1 pseudogene is annotated in these 292 nt (G+C 63.0%); it reads left to right on the top strand.

From position 1 onward, the window contains the following. Positions 1-167: pseudogene (locus AC0L2O_RS36625) on the top strand (adenylate/guanylate cyclase domain-containing protein); the annotation flags it as partial. Positions 168-292: the final 125 nt, after the last annotated feature.

The raw sequence follows: 292 nt of genomic DNA, 5'->3' as shown, positions 1-292 counted from the left end.
ACTTCGCTTCCCGGCTGGAGGCGCTGAACAAGGAGTTCGGTTCGCAGCTCCTGATCTCCGCGGCCGTGCGCGAGGCGCTGGGCGAGGACGGCAGCGATGCCGTCGCGCTCGGCGAGGTCGAGGTGCGCGGCTATGAGCAAAAGGTGGCGGTGTTTCAATTGGGGTAACCGGTCTTCAAGCGCGAGCTGCACTTCGGTGAAGGCGCGTGATGGACTATCTCCGCTAGCTTTCGGGTCTTGCATTGTGGAAGCCGGCTCTCGGCTTCAACGCGTCATCGCGATTGCTCCGATTG

This window comes from Bradyrhizobium sp. Kon10 (assembly GCF_055807395.1).
This window is presented reverse-complemented; position numbering and strand designations above follow the sequence as displayed.